The organism is Pseudorhizobium flavum (genome assembly GCF_044142885.1).
Taxonomy (GTDB): Bacteria; Pseudomonadota; Alphaproteobacteria; order Rhizobiales; family Rhizobiaceae; genus Neorhizobium; species Neorhizobium flavum.
On sequence record NZ_JBIOKZ010000010.1, the window covers coordinates 104,765 to 125,669 of the forward strand.

At 53.8% G+C, this 20,905-nt stretch carries 17 protein-coding genes; 11 read left to right on the forward strand and 6 right to left on the reverse strand.

What is annotated here, in order from left to right; all coding sequences use genetic code 11:
• The first annotated feature begins 15 nt into the window (after positions 1 to 15).
• Positions 16 to 1,818 carry a site-specific integrase gene (locus ACEPP2_RS17870; RefSeq protein ID WP_395517383.1) on the forward strand — a complete coding sequence of 601 codons (1,803 nt, stop codon included), beginning with the start codon at positions 16 to 18 and terminating at the stop codon, positions 1,816 to 1,818.
• 125 nt (positions 1,819 to 1,943) lie between these two features.
• Here ACEPP2_RS17870 and ACEPP2_RS17875 read toward each other — a convergent pair whose 3' ends face one another.
• Positions 1,944 to 2,303 (reverse strand): hypothetical protein, encoded by a 360-nt coding sequence (locus ACEPP2_RS17875; RefSeq protein WP_395517384.1) that lies wholly within the window; start codon positions 2,301 to 2,303, stop codon positions 1,944 to 1,946.
• Entirely contained in the window at positions 2,300 to 3,217 is a 918-nt protein-coding gene (locus ACEPP2_RS17880) for a hypothetical protein (RefSeq protein ID WP_395517385.1), read from the reverse strand. The genes ACEPP2_RS17875 and ACEPP2_RS17880 overlap by 4 nt, the downstream gene beginning before the upstream one ends.
• A gap of 1,196 nt (positions 3,218 to 4,413) precedes the next feature.
• Here ACEPP2_RS17880 and ACEPP2_RS17885 point away from each other — a divergent pair.
• The gene (locus ACEPP2_RS17885) at positions 4,414 to 4,644 is read left to right on the forward strand and encodes a hypothetical protein (RefSeq protein ID WP_395517386.1); all 231 of its coding nucleotides are present in this window, start codon (positions 4,414 to 4,416) and stop codon (positions 4,642 to 4,644) included.
• Positions 4,645 to 4,731: 87 nt separating this feature from the next.
• Here ACEPP2_RS17885 and ACEPP2_RS17890 read toward each other — a convergent pair whose 3' ends face one another.
• The 3 genes from ACEPP2_RS17890 to ACEPP2_RS17900 all read right to left on the reverse strand — a co-directional run bounded on the left by ACEPP2_RS17890 (position 4,732) and on the right by ACEPP2_RS17900 (position 8,839).
• Positions 4,732 to 5,499: an FtsH/Yme1/Tma family ATP-dependent metallopeptidase gene (locus ACEPP2_RS17890; protein ID WP_395517387.1), complete on the reverse strand. Its 768-nt coding sequence runs from the start codon at positions 5,497 to 5,499 to the stop codon at positions 4,732 to 4,734.
• Positions 5,492 to 7,411 carry an AAA family ATPase gene (locus ACEPP2_RS17895; protein ID WP_395517388.1) on the reverse strand — a complete coding sequence of 640 codons (1,920 nt, stop codon included), beginning with the start codon at positions 7,409 to 7,411 and terminating at the stop codon, positions 5,492 to 5,494. Before ACEPP2_RS17895 ends, ACEPP2_RS17890 begins: the two co-directional genes overlap by 8 nt.
• A 546-nt stretch (positions 7,412 to 7,957) precedes the next feature.
• Entirely contained in the window at positions 7,958 to 8,839 is an 882-nt protein-coding gene (locus tag ACEPP2_RS17900) for a hypothetical protein (protein ID WP_395517389.1), read from the reverse strand.
• Positions 8,840 to 9,372: 533 nt separating this feature from the next.
• Here ACEPP2_RS17900 and ACEPP2_RS17905 point away from each other — a divergent pair.
• The 9 genes from ACEPP2_RS17905 to ACEPP2_RS17945 all read left to right on the forward strand — a co-directional run bounded on the left by ACEPP2_RS17905 (position 9,373) and on the right by ACEPP2_RS17945 (position 19,922).
• Positions 9,373 to 10,599, forward strand: coding sequence for a glycosyltransferase family 4 protein (locus ACEPP2_RS17905; RefSeq protein WP_395517390.1), 1,227 nt, complete (start codon positions 9,373 to 9,375; stop codon positions 10,597 to 10,599).
• Positions 10,592 to 11,482, forward strand: a complete 891-nt coding sequence (locus ACEPP2_RS17910; RefSeq protein WP_395517391.1) for a dTDP-4-dehydrorhamnose reductase family protein — start codon at positions 10,592 to 10,594, stop codon at positions 11,480 to 11,482. The genes ACEPP2_RS17905 and ACEPP2_RS17910 overlap by 8 nt, the downstream gene beginning before the upstream one ends.
• Positions 11,475 to 12,485, forward strand: a complete 1,011-nt coding sequence (locus ACEPP2_RS17915) for a polysaccharide biosynthesis protein (protein WP_395517392.1) — start codon at positions 11,475 to 11,477, stop codon at positions 12,483 to 12,485. The genes ACEPP2_RS17910 and ACEPP2_RS17915 overlap by 8 nt, the downstream gene beginning before the upstream one ends.
• Before the next feature lie 42 nt (positions 12,486 to 12,527).
• Positions 12,528 to 13,697 (forward strand): non-hydrolyzing UDP-N-acetylglucosamine 2-epimerase, encoded by a 1,170-nt coding sequence (wecB, locus tag ACEPP2_RS17920; RefSeq protein ID WP_395517393.1) that lies wholly within the window; start codon positions 12,528 to 12,530, stop codon positions 13,695 to 13,697.
• Positions 13,698 to 13,765: 68 nt separating this feature from the next.
• Entirely contained in the window at positions 13,766 to 15,520 is a 1,755-nt protein-coding gene (locus ACEPP2_RS17925) for a glycosyltransferase family 2 protein (RefSeq protein WP_395517394.1), read from the forward strand.
• A 3-nt stretch (positions 15,521 to 15,523) separates the two neighbouring features.
• Positions 15,524 to 16,333, forward strand: coding sequence for an ABC transporter permease (locus ACEPP2_RS17930; RefSeq protein ID WP_395517395.1), 810 nt, complete (start codon positions 15,524 to 15,526; stop codon positions 16,331 to 16,333).
• Entirely contained in the window at positions 16,311 to 17,678 is a 1,368-nt protein-coding gene (locus ACEPP2_RS17935) for an ABC transporter ATP-binding protein (protein WP_395517396.1), read from the forward strand. The genes ACEPP2_RS17930 and ACEPP2_RS17935 overlap by 23 nt, the downstream gene beginning before the upstream one ends.
• 103 nt (positions 17,679 to 17,781) lie before the next feature.
• Positions 17,782 to 18,603, forward strand: a complete 822-nt coding sequence (locus ACEPP2_RS17940) for a methyltransferase domain-containing protein (RefSeq protein WP_395517397.1) — start codon at positions 17,782 to 17,784, stop codon at positions 18,601 to 18,603.
• Positions 18,604 to 18,641: 38 nt separating this feature from the next.
• Positions 18,642 to 19,922: a tetratricopeptide repeat protein gene (locus ACEPP2_RS17945; RefSeq protein ID WP_395517398.1), complete on the forward strand. Its 1,281-nt coding sequence runs from the start codon at positions 18,642 to 18,644 to the stop codon at positions 19,920 to 19,922.
• Here the strand turns inward: ACEPP2_RS17945 and ACEPP2_RS17950 are convergent.
• Positions 19,919 to 20,902, reverse strand: a complete 984-nt coding sequence (locus ACEPP2_RS17950) for an NAD-dependent epimerase/dehydratase family protein (RefSeq protein ID WP_395517399.1) — start codon at positions 20,900 to 20,902, stop codon at positions 19,919 to 19,921. The two genes, ACEPP2_RS17945 and ACEPP2_RS17950, sit on opposite strands and share 4 nt — an antisense overlap.
• Positions 20,903 to 20,905 lie beyond the last annotated feature (3 nt).

The following is a 20,905-nucleotide window of genomic DNA, read 5'->3' on the forward strand; positions in this document are numbered from 1 at the left end:
GCTCGGCAGGGGACCGTGTATATCTTCCAGATGCGCCTGCCCAAAAAGCTCGGTGGAACGGCCGACACGCCGCCGGTCCGATTGAGCCTTGGGCCATGTGCCTATCAGCAGGCGCGCTATCTGGCGGATATCCTGGCTGCGGAAGCCCGGTTGTTTTGCGAGGGGTTAAGGGCATTGGACACTTCAGACGACACGCATTTTCCAATCCAGCCGCAGGAGCTGCTGACAGAGGAGACGCCCGAGCACAATCTCGTTGCGCTGAAGACCTTACTGAAGATCAAGCATCATGAGATGCGTTCAAGTTTCGATCCCCGGTCGCCGTCGCAGAAGGCGGCCATGGATGCCATGAAGGGGATCGTCCGGGTTCGGAGCGAAGCCCGCAAAAGGGAAGCAGGAGAGCCGTTCGACGAGGTCATCGTAGACAATGCCGATCTCCTCATCGACACCTATTCCAAGAAGCTGACGGCTTCGGTATCACCCGAATCCGTTGCTTCAGCGACGTCGGACCAGACGGTATCGGTTGCGCCTCTGCAGCCTCCAACCGTTCTACCGTCTCCACCCGCCGTTGCCACGCCTTCTCCGCCAGCTCCTCCAAGGCCAGCGGCTCCGGTAAACGTTCCGTTCGCCGTGTGGGTCAAGCCAGAGGAGCTGAAAAAACTTGGAAAGCGGGTGCCTGACGTCCTGCTTGATCGCCGTTATGTTTCGCGTCCTCCTTCGACTGCGCCTTTGTTCAGTGAGGTTGCAGACGAGTATCTCTCTGCCAGGGCAGGCGCGAATGAAGGCGACAACAAGGACATCGGGACCGCCAGAAAACGCCTCAAGCTGTTTATTGACGTGGTTGGCGATCATCCAGCAGACACATACACCTTTACTGATCTGCAGGCGTACACGAACGCCATCCAGTATTTGCCTGCGAAACTCGGTGCGCGTGCCGAGGAGGATGACCCGCTGCAGCTTATCAAGGCCAACCTTGATCGTTCCGAGAAAACCCTCGCGCTCAAGACCATTAGGGATGGCTATGTAACCGTAGTCAAGACAGCGATCCGAACTGGGGCAACAGAACACAATTACCGCTACCCTCTCACGGACCTCACAATCCGCTACCCGCGCATGGCTGAGCGGAGTCGACCTACCCAGCCGATGAGCTACGAGAGGATCAATGCCGTTTTCCGAACGGGCGTCAGCTCGGGCCTGATGGAAGATGTCATGCTTCCTCTCCTGGGACATCTTACCGGGCGGCGGCTGGGACTGCTGGTCCATATCTATGCAAGTGATATCGTGGAAAAGTATCCAGGGGTGTGGATTGTCGATACCACCTCAATCCGCCGCGTCGACGGCAAATTGAGGCGCATTCCGCTCAAGACGGATGCCAGCCTTACATTCTTCGTCTTGCATGACAAGTTGAAGGAGATCGGGTTCATCGATTGGGCCGTCTCACAGGGCGAGCAGCCACTGTTTCCAAACCTGATGAGGCTGACCGATCCAAGCAAGAGCGGTTCTCAATACATGGGACGTCTGTTCGCCAAAGCCGGAGTTCCTCGCGGCAGGCGCGAGGTATTCCATTCGCTTCGAGGGGGACAGATCGAAGAGATGCGGGATCACGAGGTGGATTCGCGCAGCCGCAAGCTTCAGGCGGGTCATGAGATCGGCAGCGATGAGCACGAACTCTACGGGTTTAAGTCGTTGACAGAGCACAAGGCGCGTGCGCTGGCGCGGCTTGAACTCAATCCGGAGATCGACTTCACCATCTTTGAGCGGCTGGATTTCGAGGCGATCTCCAAGAACACCCGGCAGGAAGGGCGGCGTTGGCCTTCCTGATCAACGGTCGCGTCCCATCAGCTTCTGCATGCTTCATCGGCGGGACGATGGTCCCCGCCGATTCTGGTGCAAACGCCGTTAGATGAAGTAATGGGGGGAATAGTCCTGTCGCAGCGCAAACACCGTTACTCGGGAGCATCCCGTTCCATCAGTATCTGTGCCGAGGAAGGAGGCTCCTCCTGCAGATGAAGTTTGCGACGGAAACTCCACCCGCCATCGACGTAACGGTCAATCAGTTCTCCCAGCACCTCGTCGGAAGCTCTTTTGTTGAAGCCCTGGGCGACCAGGCCCTTGAGCAGAGCATCTTCCACCAAATTCATCCGGGTAGGATCGTTCTTACGTACCACCAGCCTGGCCGTCTCTACGATCAACCAGTATAACGCCACCCGCGCGACGTCATCGCGCGTGGGCCGACGTTCCTCCTTGAGGCGGTCCCTGTACTCTTGCTGCCGCTTGCGCTGCTTCTCCCGCCGTCGCTTACTCATGCTCGCCTCCCGCAAACGCCGTTGCTCCGGGAATCGAAATTATCGATCTTAGAATCAAACGTCGGATTGGCTTGAGGAATAGACGGGACGGCGTCTGGGTGCGCCCCGCGACGATGCTGAACGAGATGAAGGGCGACCGGCGGCATCCCGGAAGACGCGTGTGTAGGGTCTCTCTCAAAGATCATCTTTGCCCTCCAGCCATGCAAGTCCCGTCCGACTTCGCCACGAGAACATCCGCCGGTGGGTAAATCCGCCAGGCGGCGCTGAAACGCATGGAGTTCCATCGGGTCCAGGTCCAACTGCGGAGCGGTCGTAAAGAAGCTGGGCCTATGTCTATCGATGCGAAGCGGCACCCAGATCAAGCCCTGGAAAATACCGGGCTTGACGGCCGCGTTGAGGAGTATCTGTGTGGCCTCCATCATAAGGATCGACGTTATCGGCAGGGACGCCTGGTCCAATAGAACCAGGAAGCGCGGCTGATCACTGCTGTCGCACTCGACAATCTGTTCGTCATAAACAAGTGCGTGCCGAGTTACCCCCTGCTGCAACGCCACTATCCGGTAGATGTCGATGAACCCAGGGAGATGGCTCTGACGCTGTACGTAGCGCCCGTCGAGGCGGATGGCATCGACATCCAGCTGACCGGTGATGGCCCCGTGCAGCTGCAGCAATCGGTGCAAGCCCTCGCTGCATTCGGACTGGGCGAAGGCGAGATGATCGCGGTCAGCGATATCACTGTGGAGAGTGACGGCATCAGGCGAGACACTGATCGAGAAGTCGATGCCTCGGATAACCAGGTGACTCAGCCACGCGCTTCCTCCGGACGCGAGGACGTCCGAGAGGCTGGGATGCGTGTCGGCAATAGTCGAGAGGGCGCGGGCCAGCGGTGGCCGCGTTAGATAATCTGTAGTCATTTTGGAGCGTAATCCCGTTGAAGAGATAACTATGCTCAATCGATATTTTCGAACCGTCAAGAACAAATACAGAGGCGTTGAAATTATATATGTGTCCATTGGATTAAACTGTTGACGGATGTAGATATGCCATAAGTTATTTTTCGTGATGGGGCGATGCGCCCGCGAGTAAGGTGAGCCTGCTAACGGCGTGAGGCGGTGAATCGAAAAGATCACCGGCGACCGGAAGGGGTGTCTCACCAAGAAACGGTGCAGCTGTCAGGGGCACTGTCGCCTCGAATGGCGATAAGAGAGGTGCAGCCCCATCGGAAACGGCGTTTCCACATGAATCGGATCCGTCGCTATTGGAATCGGTAATGCGCAAGTCATTCCGATGTGATCTAAATTGCGGGCGACTTAGACCACGGCAGCTAAACGTGTCGTGATTTGCCTGCGCGTCATCGCAGCTCTCCCGAAAGGTATCCGGTCGCATGGCAGCTGAGGCAGCTTGAATTCGACGGTCGTACGGTGCTTTGCTGATCGGCGATTTACCAAGCGTGGGAACGTCAACTCGTCAGCAGGTTGAGAGGGCCCTCGGGCGAGAAGGTTCAAATTGTCCACGGCGTCAACATATGCAGCCTGAGACCGCAGACTGTGCGATTGGGATGATCCGCGCCCCTGGAAGGCCCGCGTTTTGCTGTGGCGAAATGCAAAGGACTGATGAATCGCAGTGAACGCTGAAGCTATAGAGGACGCCTGATCTATAAACGACGTGGGGACCGGCAACGAATTGATCATCCTCTGAATCGAAGATGTCGCATTCGGAATTTACAACACAACCGTTTAGATCTGTACTCGATGTACCCGCCATGGGAGCAGCGGGTCGAACCTGAGATGTCTCTGGACCTGATGGGCAACCGAAGTCGCTGTGAGATCGTCAGCGACCTGTCGCATCGAGCCATTCCTAACATTGATCCCCAAAGCCCACGCCTTTGGTGACGATCAGGGTGCCGCGACAAAGGCCCGTCTATATTGGCAGGAAAGGTGGCCTCCGTGTCCGCTGATCAAGGACATGTGCGGCCAGTGATCATGTCACGGCTGCTCGGCTTGGAAATTGCTCCGATGCTGTCGGCTATTGACGCCGACGGAAAAATCTCCCGAAAATTGAAGTCTCGAAACATATCGCGAATGAAGCGAGCATAAGAACGGTGATTGTAATGAGTGAGGTCATATCAGCAGAACAGCTGCACACGGACACACTGAAATTCGTCTTGAAGGTGGCAAACCTGGTGACGGTCCAGGAGTACGCGGAGGAGCTTGTCGAAGAGCAAGGGTTGGATACACACGATGCCATCAAACAGGCTTATCAACGCTACGATGGCCGTGAGACGGTAGAGACCCTGATCCGCTGGGCGCGCAGCATCTGCGAGAAGCATGATGTTGAGTAGAGCTATTCTGAATCATTCCTCCGCCGACGCTGGCGCGGGCGGAGGAATGATTCAGAGCCTCGTGGCCGTGAGCCAACACTGCGGCGTCTACATGTTTCTCTGTCGCCTGGTTAGGCTCAGGATGTTCGCGACATGGCTGCCTTCGAGATAGGTCGCCGCATCCAGAGCTTTGGCGAGGCTTAGGAGCGCTTCGCGATGTTCGCGCATCGCATCGGACGCGATTTCCATAGCGGACTCGAGCCGCTGATGAACGCGTGCGGCCAAATGGGGATCGAATCGGAGATCGTGAGCCATTCGTTCTGGTGGTACGTAAAGCAGCGGCCTAGAGGTAGAGCACCCAAGCATTGTCTCCAGATGCGTCGCGTGAGCAGTGGCCAGTGCCAAGTCGCTGCGCTCGGATCCGCCACTCCCGATCATTGCCTCGCCCAGGATGGAGACTTCAGCCGCACGCCCGCCGAGAATACAAGCGATCAGCGACATCATCCCGGCCTCGGCCTGCGTTGCCTCAGTAGAGATCTCGACCCTTGTGTCGCCGCCACGCGCCTGTCCGGTTGTCATTGACACAACAGTACCGACTCCTGTGAGCGACCACATCAGTGCGTGCCCGGCTTCGTGGAGGGAGATCCGCCACCTCAGCTCGGCAGATGGTCGCTCTGCTGAGCCTGCAATCGCTGACTGAAGATCGCTAAAGGCGAGAGGCCGTCGTGATCGGCGTGCCGTCTGCCTCGCGTTACGTACCACACGCTCGATATCGGCACCCGTCATTCCTTGTGCAGCCAGTGCCAGGCGGCGGAGCGGTGAGGGGGTGATCATCGGGGATGTCTTGCTCCTGATGTCCTTGTGGTTGTTATCCATGAGCGGGCTCCTGCGGATGAGCTGGAAGTGCCTTGGCCTGAGCTGCGGTGGCCATCAATCGTTTGAAGTCGGGCCCCAAATGGTGCGCGAATATGCCTTCCAGGGCATCCAGGTCGGGCAGCTGTATTGGGATGTGTGTTTCTAACCTTCCGGAGCGCCTTAGGGCTGGATCGATGGCATCGGGCCGATTGGTCGCACCGATAATGATAACCCCCTCGGTCTTCGCCGCGCCGTCGAGTAATTCGAGGAGACGGTTTATTACCGACACCCAGTAGTCGTCGTAGTAACGACCACCGCCAGCATCGCGATGGCCGATCCCGTCGATTTCGTCGATCAACATGATCACGGGCTGCCGCGCCTGAGCAACCTCGAACACTGCCGCCATTCTACGCAAGACGTCGCCAAGGTAACCAGGCTCAAGCCAATCAGCGACGGATGTGGCGATCAGAGGGATCTGAAGCGAGTTGCAGAGAGCCTTGGCAAAGGTAGTCTTCCCGGTGCCAGGAGGGCCGGACAGTAGTAGTTTGACGCTCATGTCACTCCAGGAAAGCTTCTTCTTACTCCACAGCTGAAGGTCCGCCTTCAGATCCAAAGCCCATGGCCGCGCTTCGCCATATCCAGAAAGCGTTTCTACAAGCAGGGCTGACCTCTTCTGACTGGTCCGCCCCTTGCTGGTTGGCTCGGGCTCAATGATATCGATACTGTGCTTGCTGCTCTTGTCGCTCCGCGACCGCTCGCGCGACTGACTTTTAGCAGACGAGTTGGTACTACTCCTGCTCTCCTGCGTCTCCTTCTTTGTAGCAGCGGAATTCTCTGACACCTCCTCTTCGTTACCATCTCCGTCGGCCTTCCTGTTCTCCCTTCCCAACGCTTCGAGCCTGGTCAGAATATCCGGAAGCGTCCGGCCCGCTCTGATTGCGAGCGAGAGATCATCGAGGCCAAGGTGCAAGATCGGGATCGACCGAGATTGAATGGCTGCAATGACCTGTTCGATGGAAAAGCTGCAGCAGATCGCGATGATTTCCGCCAGCATCCGTACATCCAACATCGGTGTGTCGAGGATCAGATCCGCGCCAGCAGCAATGCGACCTGGTAAACGTATGCCGAGTTCCGTCATGATCAAGATAGGGGCCCCACACCGCCTGGCTTTTGCTAGAGCCTGCCTTCCACGCTCTAGCCCTACACTCTCAAGGTGCGTCAGCTTAAGCGTCAGCACCTTTGAGCTATCGACGTGCTCCAGAAGATCTCTCGAATACAGGTTGATCCCGTCCTGAAGGCTGACAGCTCTCGGCAACAGGGTGCCTGTTTCAGCCATTGAGGTGAAGACCGCCTCGAAATCGTGGATAGAGGCCCTGACACAGATCATCGGGGTTGGAGAAGCGAGGGTAGTCATGGCCTTTTCGAATGTGACGCCGGGACTGCGAAACGCTGAAGCCAGCAATAAGCAAACAGCAACCTCGGCTGCGGGCAATGGAGCGCGTAAGCTGCGGAGGACGTCAAGAAGCTGCTGCGGCACCGGCCTATGTGCGCCATCGACTGGCGAGCGTGCCAAGGTGTGCGGCGCATCATCTCCAGAAGCGTTAGAGAAGTCTTCAGGCTGGACCTCGATCCCGTCACGAAGCAGATCCCGGATTACCTCCTCATCAAAGCTGTCAGTTTGGTGCCTGTCGGGCTCGGGGAGCTGACGAGGTCGAGAAAGGAGCCGCCGAACGGTATCCTCGTTGGGAATAGCACGACCAACCAGCCGCTCTGAAGAAGAACCTTCCCTGTACCGCCGTAGAGAAATTCCGTGGACAGCCACCTCCTCTGGATGGAGAAGTCCGGCAGCGCAGGCCTGCGCGAATGTTGTGCGAAGCGCCCGTCGGTTGAGGCGGCGGAGTAGGTGAGTCTTGATACGATCAGTGGTACTCATGAGCGATCTCCTCCAAGAGCAGGCTGAGCAATTTGAGGCGACGCTGTTCATCCCGCCGCAAGAGGATTGGGTTCCCCGGGCGCCAAGGCCGCCCGTGCCGCCAGATCCGTTCGCCCATCCGGGTGGGGCTGGTCTCTGACGGGCAGCGCATCTCACGTCTCACTTCGGCGGGCGTATAGGGCATACCGACTGGTGCAGTGCCTCGCAGCCAGTGCGACAGGAGCGAAGCGGTGGGATCTCCTTCAGAGCACAGGTCACTGAGCGCTCTTTTTACCAAAATGGGGAGTGACACGCTTTCGCGGCCAAGCCGACGGCAGCGGCGGATGATGTAGGCGGCAAGGATGGCACTTTCATCCATGGGTAGATGGTTGACTCGCGCAGGGTTCCTCCATGCCCTTCGCTTGGTAGAGGCGCGTGACATATGAGGCGAGGACTGGTGAAGCGACGCGGTTGTTCGCACATGGGGGGATGTGTCAGATGACATGGCAAAAGATCTCCACGCGCCGGAGCGTGTCCGGACGCTGAAAGCAGGAATGGGGGAAATGATTAGTGAATCCGCCCGCCAGGGCGGTAGAAGCCTACAGTTATGGCAGCAGGCGGCTGATGCTTCCGTGGCCTTCCACGCTTGCGTGGGATCTGCTTTTCTGCTGAGGGCAATGACGGAGCTTCGTCTGGTGGTGAAGCCAACGGTCCATTGGTGGCAGATGACGGTAAGGCAGCCTCCCAGCGGGTCTTCAAAGCTTCACGAAACGCAAGTATGCAAGATTGTGCTGCGCTTCCAGCTCCTGGCACCCCGAGAAGGTCGTCCAGCCGATCAAGCGACCAGATGCCGTCATCGATATCGCTGGTAGTCTTCGAACCGTCGATAATTGCGATGCCGACCGTCTCCACAGCAAGTCGTTGGTGATGCCGCCAGAGGATTTCCGGGAGCACCCACGCCGCAGCTTCCATTCGCTTCTGAAGTTTCAGAAGGCTACCGCTTCCCGAATATCCGGCTAGCGACCGCTTGACGTCGATGATGATCGCGCTTCGCTCTGTTCGGTCGACGAGCACGAGGTCCGGATAGTAGGAGCTGTGGCTTTGGCTTTCCAAATCGAGGGAGAGGCGATGGTAGCTCTCCAGCTTGTTGCGCTTTGCGATGTCTGCGGCGATCTTTAAGACCGGGAGCTTCATCCCAACGAGCACCTCGTTGCCTGTGCTCGTTCGAGCGAGCGAGATGGCAGCCGCCTCAAGCAGGCGGCCCTCCTCGATGGCAAGCATTCGACCGACGGCCTCTATTGCGTCGAGATCGCCGCCGACTGCAGACGCGAGCTGCGTTGGCTTCAGTACCCGTTCACTTGCCAGTGCGACAAGAGCGTCCAGGTGCGGCGGCAGGTGGATTTCGGGAAGGGGAGAACGTTCGGCCGAAAGGCCGTTGTGCTTATTCATCGGATGATCCTGTTCTTGATGGCAAGAGGGTCTGTCGCGATACCACCCGGCATCCAGCCGAGGGTCATGACAAATCGGACAAGCTCAATCAGTTGATGGTCGAGAGAAGATGCCGAATGAAGGCACTAGGTCTGTCGCATCAAGGACAGGAATAAATGCGGGAGCTTTCCCCGGAGGAAGAATCTGGTTATGGGTCATGGTAGCCCGAAAGCCTTTCACGAGAAGGTTGAGGGTTAGACCTCCGCCGGTGTTGGCGCACCGACGGAGGTCGCGTGATTACACCGTGTAGATATAGCTCAAGCGTCAAAACCTCATCAATAGGGAAGTGAGTAGATAGTTAACAGCAACTGAAGCTGACGCTGGATCCGCTCCTGGATTTCGCAGTTGACAGAGCAACCTCCTCCGCTTATTCGACCTGCAGAAGCAATCTCGGTGTGTGGTCCACATCGACTAGCTACGCGTCGCCGCCGCTGGCTGGACGCATTTCAGTGAGATGCGCTTGCGATCTCACGTCATCGCGTCTGACGGAAGCTATGCGAATATTAATAGTCTCTCAGTACTTTTGGCCTGAGCAGTTCGTAATAAATGACCTTGCGGTTGCACTGGCCTCCTCAGGGCACGTGATCACTGTAGCCACAGGTAAACCGAATTACCCAACTGGACGTATCTGGCCGGGCTATCATAAAGAAGGCGTTACTTGGGAAACCTATTCAGGTAGCATAGAAGTGATCCGTGTGCCGCTTCGACCTCGTGGGAGAGCTGGTGCTTTTGATCTGCTCCTTAACTACGCTTCGTTCGTCGTTTCCGGCCTCAAGCTCCCCCGATTGTTGCGCGGCCGTAGTTTTGACGTGGTGTTTTTTTTCGGTGTCTCACCTATGACGGCCGCGATACCAGCGGTAATACTCGCGCGGGTAAAGAAAGCGCATCTGGCACTATGGCTCCAGGATCTTTGGCCGGAAAGTCTCGTCGGATCCGGCCTAGTCACGAACCGAATCGTCCTGAACGGGGTCGAATTGATGATGCGTCTCATCTACCGTTCGGCGCAAACATTGTTGCTGCAATCTAGAGCATTCTCCGCATCGGTTGAGCGTTTAACATCTAGAGAGAAAATATTCTACCTCCCTAATCCTGCGCCGATTGAAGGCGATTACCAAGAAGATATTCCTAGGGAAGTGAAGGGATTTTCGAATAGTCACTTTACTGTAGTTTTCGCGGGAAATCTTGGACGCGCTCAAGCGCTAGACACGGTGCTTGGAGCGGCTTCCCTCCTTCGTGTTCACCCAAACATTCGCATAATGCTTGTAGGGACCGGAAGTGAGGCAGATAACGTTCGGCGTAAGGTTATAACGCAGGGTTTGGATAATGTTGTTCTGGCCGGCCCGTTCGAGCGATCAGCAATGGCAGCAGTATACAGAAATGCGAACGTGCTTTTGGTTACTCTCCGGGATGAGGTAGCCCTCAATAGCGTTATCCCGAGCAAGATACAGGCGTACATGCAAGCAGGGAAGCCTATCATTGGTGCTTTGAATGGGGAGGGCGCACGCTTAATTCAGGAGAGTAAATGTGGGCTTGTTGTCAAGGCTCAAGACAGCGAGAGTCTCGCCAGATGCATCTTGACCATGTCATCTATGCCCGCCAGTACGCTGGAGGCTATGGGGCAGGCGGGGAGGAGTTTCTTCTTGGAAAACTTCGAAGTAGGTAATGTCGCCCAGAAGTTGACAGCAATTCTAGAGAACAGGTTGGGAAACAAGAGTGACTAAGGAAACTACGCTCGTAATTGGTGCCAGTGGGATGCTCGGCAGCGAAGTGTTTCGAGCATTGGCGGGAAAATCGGACCATTGCGTGTTTGCCAGTGTGCGAAACTCTTCAGCACTACAGTATTTCGACGCAGAGTATCACAATAAAATCGCGACAAACGTAGATGTACTCGACAATGATGCCTTGATATCGCTCCTAAACTGGTCGAAGCCCACGACGGTCGTGAACTGTGTGGGGTTGATCAAGCAGCTGCCCGCATCGAAGGACCCACTTGTCGCTCTCCCGATAAATGCGATGTTTCCCCATCGCCTCGCACGCCTAGCCGCCCTTGTAGGCGCTCGCTTGATTCATGTTAGCACGGATTGTGTCTTCTCCGGGTCCAAAGGGGGGTACACTGAGGATTGTGAACCAGATTCCTCCGATCTGTACGGCGTATCCAAGCGCTTGGGAGAGGTCTTGGACGTCGAAAATGCTGTGACACTCCGCACCTCCATTATTGGCCGAGAACTTAATTCTGCCCATTCACTTGTTGAGTGGTTTCTCGCTCAGCACGGAGAGGTGATGGGATTCAAACATGCGATTTTTTCCGGCTTACCAACGTGTGAATTGGCAAGCGTAATTCGAGATGTCGTAATTCCACATAAAGAGCTAAATGGGCTTTATCATGTGTCTGCAGAGCCCATTTCCAAATTTGAACTCTTGCAACTCATCGCGTCAGAATATGGGAAGGACATCAGGATCTTGCCTGACGAACGAACAGTTATTGACCGCTCTTTGAACTCTGCTCGTTTTTCGTGTGCTACAGGCTATGTAGCTCCACCATGGCCTGAATTAATCAAGAGAATGCACCGAAACGAGCGAATGGGAGGCCCGGCAGATGTTTGACGGAAAGACGCTCCTTATCACGGGTGGGACGGGCTCTTTCGGTAACGCGGTGCTGCGCCGGTTCCTTAACACCTCCGTGCGAGAGATACGCATCTTTAGCCGCGACGAAAAGAAGCAGGAGGATATGCGGCTTTCATTGAACAACGATAAGTTGAAGTTTTTTATCGGCGACGTCCGTAACTATGATAGCGTGCGCGACGCGATGTCCGGCGTCGACTACGTATTCCATGCTGCGGCCTTGAAGCAGGTGCCTTCCTGTGAATTTTATCCGATGGAAGCAGTGCGCACCAACGTTCTTGGAACGGAGAACGTAATGGCAGCCGCTGCAGAGAAATCTGCTAAACGCATGGTCTTCCTGAGTACGGACAAAGCCGTGTATCCCATCAATGCGATGGGTATCTCTAAGGCTATGGCTGAAAAGGTGGTGATTGCAAAGTCCCGGGTGTTGAGGTCTACCGGCCCGGTCTTGTGTGCTACGCGTTATGGCAACGTAATGGCTTCCCGGGGTTCCGTTATCCCCCTGTTTATCAACCAGATCAAGTCTGGCAAACCTCTGACCATAACCGATCCGAAGATGACACGTTTTTTAATGTCACTGGAGGATTCGGTCGATCTGGTTATCCATGCTTATGAACATGGCGACCAAGGCGACATATTTGTTCAGAAAGCGCCAGCCTCTACTCTTGAAGATCTGGCCCTGGCGCTCAAAGATCTTTTCAATGCCAGCAATCCAATTAGGACTATTGGAACCCGACACGGGGAGAAGCTATACGAGACGTTAGTGGCGCGCGAAGAAATGGCGAAAGCTGTGGACATCGGGAGGTATTTTCGGATCCCGTCTGATAACCGAGATCTGAACTATAACAAGTACTTTGTTGAAGGCGAGCACAAGATATCGGTAGTAGACGACTATACGTCACACAATACCGAGCGCCTTAACGTAGACCAAGTAAAGAACCTGCTTTTGTCGCTGGACTACGTACGAAAAGAGCTTGATTTGTAACGGTGCGCGGCTTCTTCTCTGGAAAAATAGAAGACAGGAAGTATGATGTTGAAGGTAATGACTCTGGTCGGCACGCGACCGGAACTTATAAAGATGAGCCGGGTCATCGCCGAGTTCGACAAGTACGTTAATCATGTCCTGGTTCATTCAGGGCAAAACTATGACTACGAACTCAACCAAGTCTTTTTCGATGAACTAGAAATACGGAAACCAGACCACTTTTTGGGTGTAGTCGGGGAAAGTCCATCTAAGGCTATCGCGGATGTTATCTCTAAGGCGGATGATGTACTAGATCAGGAAAAGCCTGATGCCCTGTTGCTTTACGGCGACACCAATACCTGCCTAGCCGTTATAGCTGCCAAACGCCGAAAAATACCGGTCTTTCATATGGAGGCTGGCAACCGGTGTTTTGATCAGCGAGTTCCTGAGGAACTAAACCGCAAGGTGCTCGATCACCTTAGCGACATCAACCTGGTGCTTACGGAACATGCGAGGCGCTATCTTGTCTTAGAGGGGATAAAGCCGGAGACCATTATCAAGACCGGGTCTCATATGAAGGAAGTCCTCAACTTCTACATGCCTAAAATTACAGCTTCGGACGTGGTCTCGCGGATGGGGCTCCGTCCACGAGGTTACTTCCTCGCCAGCATTCACCGAGAAGAGAACGTCGATACAGCGGACAATTTGCGAGACCTTTTGCGAACGTTGCGCGATCTCGCAGAGCACTATGAGTATCCGGTGCTGATCTCTACCCATCCCCGCACGCGAAATCGACTCCAGCAGCTAGGTGAGCCACTTGATCATCCACTGTTGCGTTTCACAAAGCCATTTGGCTTCATCGATTACGTAGCCTTACAGATGTCCGCTTTCTGTGTTCTTTCTGATAGCGGGACAATCACAGAAGAAGCCTCGCTCTTGAATCTTCCGGCTGTAACCTTGCGGAATGCACACGAGAGACCGGAGGGAATGGACGTGGGGACGCTTATTATGAGCGGCTTGCGCAGCGAGAGAGTGCTCGAAGCCGTGTCCATAGTGACAGCTCAACCACAAATGGACAGTTGGGTTTCGCCGAAGATCGCCGATTACGAACAGGATCAGGTCGCTAGCCAGATACTTCGCGTGGTGGTTAGCTATGTAGATTATGTGAACCGTACGGTCTGGCGCAAAGAGGCGCAGCACTTGGGTGCAGGGCATTCTCGTTCGCTCGTCTAACAGCTAAGAGCTAAATGTAGGAAGCTGTAAATGCCCTACTCCACGCTGTGCCAAGAAAGATAATTTGGATGGATCCAGCACGTAAATTCCCCCTCGTTTCCATTGTAATTCCCGTCTTCAACGGGAAGAACTACATGCGAGAAGCTATCGACAGCGCATTGGGACAAGATTATCCCAACATTGAGATTATTGTCGTAAATGACGGGTCAAATGACAATGGAGAAACGGATGCCATAGCAAGAAGCTACGGGGACAAAATAGTATACATTGTAAAGGAAAACGGCGGCTGCGCGTCAGCTCTAAATGCTGGGCTAGCTGCCATGAAGGGAGAGTATTTTTCTTGGCTTAGTCACGACGATAAATACAAACCGAACAAAATCTCTCATCAAATTTCCTTACTAGAGAGGCTTGATAATAAAAAGACAATTATTTTTGGTGGCTATGAATTGATTAACGCCGAATCAAAGGTCACGGGATCGGTGAGACCTGATGCCGTTTTGACGTGTGATAGGCTAAATATTCCCATGCTTCCATTGCTTCGGGGGCTTATTCACGGCTGCTCATTGATCATAGCGAAGGAGCACTTTGATGCTGTCGGGAGGTTCGACGAAAGCCTCCCTTCTACTCAGGACTATGCGCTTTGGTTTGAAATGTTCCGCGTTGCGCCACTGCATTTCGATTCCGAGATTTTGCTTCAGTCACGGGTGCATGCTGAGCAAGGCACGCATCGAATTTCGAAGCACGTCGAAGAGTGCAATGCGCTATGGGCCGGCTTCCTGACGAGGTTAACCGAGGCTGAAATGACGGCAATGTCTGGATCAGCCTATCATTTCTTGATGGAAACAGCTGAATTTTTGGAAAATACCCCGTACAAAGATGCAGCCAGGTTGGCGAGAGAGATGGCGTCAACTGCGAGGGATGAGATTGTCGTTTCTGTTGTGATCCCATTTCAAAATCGCATCTCCTGGACCATTGAAGCGATCCAGAGTGTTCAGGCGCAGACGCATCAAAAGTTCGAGATCATTTTGATTGATGACGGCTCGACCGAAGATGTTTCTCGAGTCGCGGAGTTGGTCTCTTCGGATGCTCGGATCCGGTACGTGCGCCAAGAGCAGTCCGGTCCCGCCAAGGCTAGAAATCTCGGGGTAGGACTTGCAGTGGGCGCTTATGTGGCGTTTCTTGACTCTGATGATCTTTTCATTCCCAGCAAATTGGCTCGTCAGCTTCAGTTCATGTTGGATCGTCGATGTGTCTTTTCGCACTCATCTTACGAACGGATTAGTTTGGATGGAGAGATTCTGCAGAAGTGCCCCTCCGGATCATTTTCGGGGCAAGTTTTCCCGGCAATAATCGCTGGCTGCACCATCGCGATGCCTACAGTGATGGCACGTACTGATGTTTTGAAATTGAATCCGTTCCCAGAGAACTATGATATCGCAGAGGATGTATGCCTTTGGATAAAGCTCGCTGGCCAATACGAAGTCGGCGGAATTGATGAGGTCCTGTCAAGGGTCCGAATCGGGCCAGAGACTGCAGCTTTGAATCGACGGAAGCAGCTGGAGGGCTACATCAATATCGCTCAATATTGTATAAGAGATCCATATCTTGCTCAGTTCGAGCGCGAAATAAGATCGCTACTTTCCAGCGCCAGTAGCCTACTTTCTCCGGCGGCCGGGGCCTCGAAGCAACTGAATGTTGCTCCTATGGCGCCTCGCCGAGCGGTGCGTCCCGTACTGGCGTCGCTAAGCAAGGTTCTTTCCTCCATCAGAACACATGGTCTCTTGGTGACCCTTCACCGTGTTCGTCAACGCGTTGGGTGGTGAAGAATGTTGACTTCCTTTCTTCCGTCGTCGGTAGCTAACGTCGTTCGCTACCGGAACCTCCTGTACCAATTGATCAGAAGGGATATCTCATCGCGCTATCAAGGGACTTTGATCGGTATCGGATGGTCCCTGATGCTGCCATTGCTTACGTTGGGCGTATACGCTTTAGTGTTTGGTTTCATATTGCAGCCTCGATGGCCCAATGTGTCCGATCCCGCTATGTTCACGGTGTTGCTCTTTTCAGGTCTGCTTGTTTTCAATTTTTTCTCAGAGTGTATTAGTAGGTCTGCTTCGGTAATCGTGAGCAATCCGAGCTATGTAAAGAAGGTCGTATTTCCAGTGGAGCTGTTGGTGATAGTACCGGCGGGCACTGGCGTGTTCCACATGTTGTTGGGGATATCGGCTTGGGTTATTCTAGTGATGATGTTGGGGGGGAGCGTGTATTGGACGTTGCTGCTGTTTCCTTTCGTCCTGCTGCCGCTCGCCGTAATGTGTGTCGGCATCAGCTACTTCACCTCGGCAGTGGGGGTATACGTTCGAGATATCGGTCAAGTGATTGCAGTCGCAGTGCAGCTTTTGATGTACCTCGGACCTGTGATTTATCCCAGAGAAGTTCTCCCTCAGTCCTTGCAAACGCTGATGGTGCTGAATCCAATTACAATTCCAGTAGAGCAGTTCCGGAAGGTTATGAACTACGGAGAAGCTCCGGATATCGGTGCTTTGACAGCCTACTTCGTTGCTGCTTGCGTCATCGCGTGGGCTGGTCGACGATTTTTTGACAAAACCAGGCATGGGTTCGCAGATGTCATCTAAGGCCGATAAGGGATTAATTTCCGTCAACGAACTGAGTAAGAGCTACCACATATATGAGAAGCCTGCTGATCGTCTTAAGCAGATCATTCTAGGAAGCGAGACTAAAAAGTACTATCGGGAGTTCAAGGCCCTAGAGAATGTCTCCTTTGACGTTCAAAGGGGTTCGTCGTTCGGAGTGATAGGGAAGAACGGCGCAGGGAAAAGCACGTTGCTGCAGCTCATCACCGGGACATTGGAGCCGTCCAGTGGGAGTATCTACGTTAATGGGAAGGTTGCAGCGGTCCTGGAGCTAGGCGCGGGTTTCAACACAGAGTTTTCCGGGCGGGAGAATATCGAACTTTATTGCAATTTGCTGATGATGGATCCGAAGTCCATCAGGCAGCGATTCGACGCAATAGTAGAATTCTCGGATCTGGCCCCCTTCATCGATCAGCCTCTAAAAACATACTCAAGTGGGATGGTGGCTAGATTGGCATTCTCGGTGATTGCACACGTTGATGCTGATATACTAATTGTTGATGAGGCGCTATCGGTTGGTGATGCAGCCTTCTCCCAAAAATGCATGCGTTTCTTGCGAGAGTTTAAAAAGAAGGGAAGCATTTTCTTCGTCAGTCATGACCTGGGCGCTGTGAAGGCATTTTGTGACAGCGCGATATGGCTCGATAATGGCAAGATTAGATCTTTGGGAGAGGCGGCAAAAGTGTGCGATGAATATCTCGCTGAGGTCTATCCCAACAATTCGATAAGCTCAGACGAGACTTTAGAGGCGGTTTCACGACCTGAAAGTGCGCGTAGGAAGCCACGGGTCAAGCCAAAGAACAAGAAAACTCAGCGTACTCTTGACGCCGGGGCATTGCGATTCGAGGGTTTCAGTTTCAATTCCGAATCTGCAGCTTTCGGCAACGGAAAAGCTGAGATCATCTCGGTACAGATCACTGATGATGACGGTTTTGAGTTGCACCAATGTCGTGGCCAGTCTGATGTACATTGCACCGTGAGAGTACGCGCTAACGCCACAGTTGCGCGCCCTATTGTCGGTTTTTTTGTGAAGGATCGACTTGGGCAGCCCTTGTTCGGGGGGAACACTTATAGCGCATACGAAGATGCTGCGCCCACGGTTGCCCCAGGTGAGATCTTCGAGGCCACCTTCAGCTTCAGGATGCCGACCTTGTTGGTTGGAGAATATTCTATCACTGCTGCTGTAGCAGCTGGCACCCTACAGTTTCATGAGCAGCTACATTGGATGCACGACGCGGCACTGTTCAAAGTGACATCGAGCAGTCTGGATGGTGTATTGGTGGGTATTCCTATTGACTCGGTCGAACTGACCGTTGCCACCAGTTAGGACAGGCACTTCTCGTGATGTGCATCTCGGACGCTCCGAGTTGCACTTCGCATCGTACAACATTGAAAACAAAACGTCTATGGGTTCGTCTGGAAGGATTTAGATGCGTCGTCTCGAAATAACCAAGTTCCCCGATGCTGACAGCTTACTTAAGGGCGCGAAGGATCGTATTAATGAAGCTGATGTAGTGCTGGACATCGGCTGTGGTATAATGCCCATGAATTACTTTCGGCCACGGTTGCACATCATGGCTGAGCCGTGGGAGGAATATGCAAACATTCTAGAGGAGAGATACCACGGTGATAAGAGCGTGCTTATCATTAAAATCGGTGCGCTCGAAACGTTGCAGGCCTTGGTCGACGATTCAGTAGACAGCATTTTCATGCTCGATGTGATTGAGCACTTGGATAAGTCGATGGGGCTGGAGGTACTCCGTGAGATTGATCGTGTCTGCCGTCAACAGGCTGTTCTATTTACGCCACTCGGATTTATGCCGCAACACATGGATGAGGGAGAAAAAGATGGATGGGGCCTCTCAGGCGCTCAGGTCCAGGAGCATAAATCGGGTTGGCTTCCAGAGGACTTCAACGATGGATGGGAGTTTCTCGTCTGCGATACCTTTCATACGCAAGCGTACGATGGTGAAGCTCTTCCGGTACCATTCGGTGCTTTTTTCGCGATCCGGAACTATGGCCACAAAGTTTATCAACCCAAAGGTGATTTGAGTGATATCCGCCGTCCATTGCCGTCGGAAATAGCGCTAGCGCAGACGCGAACAGAGTTGGAGAGTGCGCGAGCTGAGATGGAGAACGTGCGAGCTGAGTCCCTTGAAATGAAGATGCGACTTGAAGCCTGCGAGCAGGCCTTGAACAGCTTGAACAAGCGTATTCCGATTCGGGTACTTAGAAGACTGAAGTTGGTCTAGATTTTCAAGCTGTAATGGCGGTTAGGGGCGGGGACGCTATGCAAGGCAAGGTCAAGGAATTACTTGCACGGATTGTAGAGCATTCGCGCAAATTCAGAGCATCGAAACCCCGTGAGCGCGGTCTCGACGGTAGAATTGTATTGGCCGCGAGGTTAAGTCCGTCTGTTCGCCGACTGCTAGAAATTGCTGAGTTCTATTTTGAGAGCGGTGATTTAGAGAACGCTGCCCGTGCTGTAAAGAGAGCTGAGGAGCTGCCCGGCTCGGAGCAGGCATTCGATCTGTGGTTCTTGAATGGTCTTATCAAAGCACGCCAAATCGATCTGGACGGCGCAGTTGCATCTATACGGAAAGCCCACTCCATACTTCCTGACAATCCCCACGCGGTATATTGTCTCGGCAGTCTACTCGCTTGTACGGGAGAACTGACGGAGGCGGACATGCTTTTTGCAAGAAATGTTCCGGTCCTAACTGGTGCAGGTACCCCAACCTATACCTGCGCGCTGAGGTTTTTCCCAGAGAATGTAGATGGAAGTATCAATAGAGTACTTTCGAGCGTTGTAGAGCCTAACGAAAAACACAACGCCGCTGTATATCTTGTTGCTACGGACAGTGTCTATCTCGGTCGTTATGGTGGCGCATTAGCGGAATCGGTTCGCCGGAACTGTGGAGAGAATTGGTTGTTGCATTATCACGTGGTTAATCCAGATGAAACAGCGTACAGGACAATACAGGCGATATCCGAGGCTCACAAAAATATTCGCGTAACTGTGGAGGAGGCCGATTTATCAGAATACGATGATGCTGAGAAAAAGGTTTACTATTCATGCGCTCGATACCTTGTTCTGGAAGACTGTCTCAGAATGCAGAAATGCCCGATTGTCGTTGCTGATATTGACCAAATGGTGATGGCAGACCCATCTCCCCTTATGGAGACGCTAGGGGATCGGGATGTTGCGGTCCTTCGTTTCAGTGATCAGGCCAATAATTTGTTCTCCTATCTGTCCGCCACACTGATGGTAGTATCTCCTACCGCTAAAGGACATCAGTTCAGCAGGGCTTTAAGGCTCTCGACAGAATTGGCCCTAGTCGATAAAGCAAAGCGTACGTGGCATCTCGACCAAGCGATTCTAGCGGTAACTTATTTGAAGGCGTCCGACACAGCTTACGCAGATATATCACCGACCATGATACACCTCGGTGTAGGCGAACCTCCTGTGGAACGAGAACCCGCAGTGGGTGTGTTCTGGTCGATAACCAATTCGCTAGAAGAAAACCTTCAAAAGCTGAACTTGCCAAGCTTTCTGAGCCTGATGCGCTAGAATGGCGGTCGAGTTCGCTTTTTGTCAGTTGGTGTCCCGAGTTGATGGGCGTCGGCAACTGGGGCGCATACCGTTATTCTCAATGCCTCTCTCGTATCGTACGGAGCATGCCAAGAAAGTCGCTGGCGAGTGGCTTGGTCGTCAATCTCTAAATTGTGCAACAGGCGTATAAGCGCGTGTTTCCTTCGGAGCAGCACACCCCCGAGGTAAAGGATAGTCGGAGGGATTATTACGCTGGGAGATCTCCGCCCAAGTGCGGTGGCGAGGCCTAAAATCAATTCATGGGTAGAGACTGCTGGTCCATCGGACACAAGTAGTATTCCGTTTAGCTGCGGGTGCGTGATCGCCTTAATGATTAGGTCGCATAAGTTCCCCACGAAGATCAGAGACCGCCGATTTCGGATGCCGGCGAAGATGGAAGGAATGCCGTAGGAAGCCCACTTAACAAGATTCCTAAAGTTCCCTCCCACACCTGGCCCATAAACGAGGGGAGGACGTACTATCACGATCTCCATGGGACTTTTCTGCCCGAGGTCAATCAAAGCATCCTCGGCCTCCGCTTTGGATATAGCGTAGGGATTCTGTGGATTGGGTGGGTCATCGGCCGTGAAGGGCTTCCCAGGCTCAGTGTTCTCTCCGTTTACCTTGATAGTGCTGACGTAGATAAAGCGTCTAATGCCTGCGCGAGCCGCCTGTCGCGCAAGATTGAGTGTGGCGCCCACATTTGCCGCGCGGAACTCCGCAAGCGGGTCCCTGGCGGTCTCCCGCATCACATGAACCCGGGCTGCCAGGTGAACAACGACATCGACGTCTGCAAGATACGCAGTCCAATTTACCTCGGGGCCATAAGATGGGATTGTCACCAGTCCCGGCCTTTTCTGCCGACTGACGCCCCGTACAGGAAGCCCACGCTGCCTCATCTCCTGGACAAGATGGGTCCCCACAAAACCCGATGCTCCCGTTACGAGCGTCAATCCCATCTC

Excerpts from the sequence above, each read along its gene's own strand:
- ACEPP2_RS17945 (WP_395517398.1), top strand. The coding sequence starts at position 18,642 with ATGCAAGGCAAGGTCAAGGAATTACTTGCACGGATTGTAGAGCATTCG.
- ACEPP2_RS17940 (WP_395517397.1), top strand. The coding sequence starts at position 17,782 with ATGCGTCGTCTCGAAATAACCAAGTTCCCCGATGCTGACAGCTTACTT.
- ACEPP2_RS17935 (WP_395517396.1), top strand. The coding sequence starts at position 16,311 with ATGGGTTCGCAGATGTCATCTAAGGCCGATAAGGGATTAATTTCCGTC.
- ACEPP2_RS17885 (WP_395517386.1), top strand. The coding sequence starts at position 4,414 with ATGAGTGAGGTCATATCAGCAGAACAGCTGCACACGGACACACTGAAA.
- ACEPP2_RS17930 (WP_395517395.1), top strand. The coding sequence starts at position 15,524 with ATGTTGACTTCCTTTCTTCCGTCGTCGGTAGCTAACGTCGTTCGCTAC.
- ACEPP2_RS17950 (WP_395517399.1), bottom strand. The coding sequence starts at position 20,902 with ATGGGATTGACGCTCGTAACGGGAGCATCGGGTTTTGTGGGGACCCAT.
- ACEPP2_RS17900 (WP_395517389.1), bottom strand. The coding sequence starts at position 8,839 with ATGAATAAGCACAACGGCCTTTCGGCCGAACGTTCTCCCCTTCCCGAA.
- ACEPP2_RS17895 (WP_395517388.1), bottom strand. The coding sequence starts at position 7,411 with ATGAGTACCACTGATCGTATCAAGACTCACCTACTCCGCCGCCTCAAC.
- ACEPP2_RS17915 (WP_395517392.1), top strand. The coding sequence starts at position 11,475 with ATGTTTGACGGAAAGACGCTCCTTATCACGGGTGGGACGGGCTCTTTC.
- ACEPP2_RS17905 (WP_395517390.1), top strand. The coding sequence starts at position 9,373 with ATGCGAATATTAATAGTCTCTCAGTACTTTTGGCCTGAGCAGTTCGTA.
- ACEPP2_RS17880 (WP_395517385.1), bottom strand. The coding sequence starts at position 3,217 with ATGACTACAGATTATCTAACGCGGCCACCGCTGGCCCGCGCCCTCTCG.
- wecB (WP_395517393.1), top strand. The coding sequence starts at position 12,528 with ATGATGTTGAAGGTAATGACTCTGGTCGGCACGCGACCGGAACTTATA.
- ACEPP2_RS17890 (WP_395517387.1), bottom strand. The coding sequence starts at position 5,499 with ATGGATAACAACCACAAGGACATCAGGAGCAAGACATCCCCGATGATC.
- ACEPP2_RS17875 (WP_395517384.1), bottom strand. The coding sequence starts at position 2,303 with ATGAGTAAGCGACGGCGGGAGAAGCAGCGCAAGCGGCAGCAAGAGTAC.
- ACEPP2_RS17925 (WP_395517394.1), top strand. The coding sequence starts at position 13,766 with ATGGATCCAGCACGTAAATTCCCCCTCGTTTCCATTGTAATTCCCGTC.